Below are 3964 nucleotides of genomic sequence, written 5' to 3'. Positions count from 1 at the left end.
TCCATTGCCCGCTCCACGTGCTTCCAAGGGAGCCAGTCGAGAATACGGAACGCGCAAGAATCATCGGACGCACATGCAGAGCGCGGTTGCTCGCTGTTCCGATCAGCCAGGCGCGGGCGCGCGTGGGCGAGATGAGTTCGATGTCCAGCCTCGGTCCCGACGCGGCAACCGGTTTTGCGCCGATCGGTGAAAACATCGGGTCCCCGTTGGACAACTGCACCAGGGAAACAGTGGCAATTGCGCCATTCAGGCGCGCACTGCCGAATGACCACGTGGTCGCGCCCGTTTCGGAAAATCCGTACAGACCGACCGCGAGCTGGCCATCTTGCCATTCAAAGCTGGCGCCGCTTCCCGGACTGGCCGGACCGGTTTCCGGGCTGCCCTCGGACCACCAGAATCCGTTTTCGGGACGCGGCGCTCCATCCACCGAGCCGGTGTCGAGCAGCTGGAATCCGCGCAGGGTGCGTGCGCTGCCCTTGCTCGCGAAAATTCTCGTGCGGTAGACCTTGCCCGGCAGCAAGGCCATGCCCAGATTCGTCGCGAGTTCCGCGCGCAGGTGGAACGCTCGCGGATGCGCCGGATCACAACCTGTCTCAGGCGAGTGAAGTTCGACGCTGATGTCGGTGCCGTCGAGTGTCATGCCCTGCAATGTAGGGGCGCACGCGCCCGCGGCAGTGCCTTGCAAATCGAGCGTCCGCATCGGTTGAGCGGTGCCACCCGGAGTGGCGTCGAACCGGATACTGAGCGTGTCGACGGCCATGTCGGCGCAGCGGGCATTCGCGCAGAACATCGACGCGGCGGCGCAAAGAAGGACGGCCAACCCATAGCTCCGGGGAAGCATTGTTGTGCGGCGCAGTAACATTTGCCGATAATGCGCGCTTGCCCACGTTCCGGGCAAGCCACTCGAGCGCGAAACGTCCGTTCCAAGGCGCAACGCCGACGACCGGAACAGGGCGTACGACCAGTCGCGCGAACGCGGTTCAGCGCGCCGTGCAAGACCATCCGACGTGTCCACATTTTTCGCGCGCTCCAAAGTGCGCGTACGGAGTCTCTTTCCATGAGCAAAACCATTGCGGTCATCCGCGGCGACGGCATCGGGCCGGAAATCATGGACGCGACCCTGCGCGTGCTCGATGCGCTGTCAGTGGGCCTTGAGTACGAATTTGTCGAGGCAGGGCTCGTTGCTCAGGAGAAATTCGGCACCTTGCTTCCGCAGTCCACGCTCGACTCGATCGCACGACACCGCATCGCCCTGAAGAGTCCGCTGACGACACCGGTGGGCGAGGGCTTCAGCTCGATCAACGTCGAGCTGCGCAAGCGCTTCGATCTGTACGCGAATGTGCGCCCGGCGATTTCGTTTCCCAACACGCGTTCGCGTTTTCCCGAAAACGTGGATCTGGTCACCGTTCGCGAAAACACCGAGGGTGCTTACATTGGCGAGGGTCAGGCGGTCTCTGAAGACGGCGCCACCGCAACCCTGACCCAGCGGATCACGCGTCATGGTTCCGAGCGGATTGTTCGCTATGCCTTCGATCTCGCCCGCCGCACCGGCCGTCGCAAGGTCAGCATCGTGCACAAGGCGAACATTCTCAAATCGACATCGGGCCTCTTCCTCAAGGTGGCGCGCGAAGTCGCTGCGGGTTATCCCGAGATCGTGTGCAACGAGTTGATCGTCGACAATTGCTGCATGCAGCTGGTCATGGTTCCGGAGCAGTTCGATGTGATCGTCACCACGAACCTGTTCGGCGACATTATCTCCGATCTGTGCGCCGGCCTCGTCGGTGGGCTTGGCCTTGCACCGGGAGCCAATATCGGCGCGGACGCGGCGATTTTTGAAGCCGTACATGGTTCGGCGCCGGACATTGCAGGGAAGGGCATCGCCAATCCGTGCGCATTGCTGCTCGGTGCGGCACAGTTGCTCGATCATCTGAATCAGGGCGACAAGGCACTCCTGTTGCGCACTGCGATTCGCGCCACGCTGGAAGCGCGCGATCGGGTCACACCCGACCTTGGTGGCAGCGGCACGACCAGCACGTTTGCCGATTCGATCATCTCACGGCTGTTCAACTGACGTCGCGAGCGTCGAGCGTGCGCTTCGCGAAGTCGTGATCGAGAACAAGGATGCGTCCTCTACCCGGTCGATACCCGCGTGAAAGGCCCGCATGCACATAGGTGATCGCACGCTCGACAGCGCACTCCAGCGCATCGCCGCGCGCCAGGCCGGCGGCGATCGCCGCGGAAAGGGTGCAGCCCGTTCCGTGGCCTTCCCCGCGAAGGCGTGGATGGCGGAACCATTGTTCGCCAGTTTTCGTCAGCAGAAGATCTGAAAGCTCCCGGCTTGCAAGATGTCCTCCCTTCAGGAGTACGGCTCGCGCTCCCTGCGCAAGCAGATCTTCTGCGGCCTTGCGCATGTCCGATCGCGTCCGGATCGACCGATTCAGAAGACTCCCTGCTTCGGGAATGTTCGGTGTCCACAGATGCGCCCGACCAAGCCAGTGTCGCAACAGCGCGGCAGGCAGATCGTTGCCGCCGAGACGAGCGCCGGTCGTTGCGACGAGTACCGGATCGAGTACGACCGGGATGTCTGGATAACGATCGAGGGCGAACGCCACCGTCCGCGCGATCGACGGTGTTGCGAGCATCCCGATCTTTACGGCGCCAACGCGAAAATCGTCAAGTACTGCGCTCATCTGCGCGGTGACCACGGCCGACGGAACGCGGTGGACGGCGGCAACGCCCCGCGTGTTCTGCGCGGTGACCGCCGTGATCGCGCACGTGCCGTGAACCCCGAACGCTGCGAAGGTGTGCAGATCCGCCTGGACCCCTGCGCCACCTCCGGAATCGGATCCGGCAATCGAGAGTGCCACTGGCCGGACAATCGGGAGCGGAAAATGTCGGGTCGGTTGTTTTTCCGCAACACTGTTCCTGGAGGAAATTTCTTTCATTGGTTGCCAAATGCCGTTCATTGCACAGGAAAATCCGGAAGCCGCCGCCGCCCCGGGCGCCGGACGGCTTGACATGTGTTGCGTTTTCGCCAATGCTCCGCGACGAATTACACCACAACTCTTTCGACCACCGCAGCCAATGGCCATGCAGCGGGCAACAGCAGCAAGAGCAGGGAGATGGATGGGAGCGCTAAGCGCAGGGCTGGCGCTCCCATTTTCTTGTCTGGTCCATGCATCCTCACTGGACGTTCGCCTGGGCGACGCGCGGGCGAATGCGGTGGATTCGGCAGCGGTGATCGCGGACGGCTCGGTGCTGTCACGTTGGCACGACTATGCGCTCGGCAGCATCACGCCACAGTTTTCGTGGGCTGTGTTGCCGCAGACATTCGAAGCGCCCCAAGTGCTGGACAACTACTCCGGGGAAGTCTCTCGCAAGCCTCTTTTTCGCGCGCAGACGACTGCCGCGACCCATCTTTCGATTTCCATCGCGTCCGGCAATGTTGCCGACACGCCGAGTGTGCTGCCGGACCAGGCGGCGCATCTTTCAGGGTTTCCACAAACCGGTCTGCAGAGGACGGTCGTGGCGCCAACGCTTTCCAGCGCATGGGGAAGCCGCGGCTCGGTGCGGATCACAGGAATCCTCGCGTACCAGCGATTTGCAAGCCTCGGCCTCGGTACGGCGGCGAGCGACGGTTGGGCGCCGATGCCGGCCTGGCGTGCGGACAGTTCGTATGGTGCCGGCGCACGGCTTGACGTCGAGAATGCGATCAGCGATCGCCTGCGCTGGAACCTTGGCTATCAATCCCGCGTCGGCATGGGAACGTTTGCGAACTATCGCGGCGTTTTCGCTGATCCGGGCGATTTCGACATTCCCGCAAATGCGAGCGCCGGGCTCAGCTACGCAGTGACGCCGGCGTTCGGCGTCGACATCGGCGTTCAACGCGTGATGTACAGCGCGATCACACCGTTCGCCAGCTCGGGTTTGCCGACACGATTCCTGGCGCTCTTGGGCGACAGTG

General features: G+C 62.9%; 3 protein-coding genes and 1 pseudogene. 2 read left to right on the top strand and 2 right to left on the bottom strand.

Going from position 1 to position 3964, the window contains the following annotated elements:
- On the bottom strand, positions 1-820 hold an 820-nt coding region (locus ABIV12_RS02390; RefSeq protein ID WP_348055846.1), incomplete at its 3' end, for a hypothetical protein.
- 237 nt (positions 821-1057) lie between these two features.
- Here ABIV12_RS02390 and ABIV12_RS02385 point away from each other — a divergent pair.
- Positions 1058-2071: an isocitrate dehydrogenase gene (locus tag ABIV12_RS02385; RefSeq protein ID WP_348055844.1), complete on the top strand. Its 1014-nt coding sequence runs from the start codon at positions 1058-1060 to the stop codon at positions 2069-2071.
- Here ABIV12_RS02385 and thiD read toward each other — a convergent pair.
- Positions 2064-2867, bottom strand: a complete 804-nt coding sequence (gene thiD, locus ABIV12_RS02380) for a bifunctional hydroxymethylpyrimidine kinase/phosphomethylpyrimidine kinase (protein ID WP_348055842.1) — start codon at positions 2865-2867, stop codon at positions 2064-2066. The genes ABIV12_RS02385 and thiD overlap by 8 nt on opposite strands.
- A gap of 355 nt (positions 2868-3222) precedes the next feature.
- Between thiD and ABIV12_RS02375 the strand changes: the two are divergent.
- Positions 3223-3964: pseudogene (locus tag ABIV12_RS02375) on the top strand (hypothetical protein); the annotation flags it as partial.

The sequence above is a fragment of the Dokdonella sp. genome (genome assembly GCF_039926425.1).
Classification (GTDB): domain Bacteria; phylum Pseudomonadota; class Gammaproteobacteria; order Xanthomonadales; family Rhodanobacteraceae; genus Dokdonella_A.
The sequence above is the reverse complement of the archived record's forward strand: the minus strand, read 5'-3'. Positions and strand labels throughout refer to the sequence as shown.

Excerpts from the sequence above, each read along its gene's own strand:
- ABIV12_RS02385 (WP_348055844.1), top strand. The coding sequence starts at position 1,058 with ATGAGCAAAACCATTGCGGTCATCCGCGGCGACGGCATCGGGCCGGAA.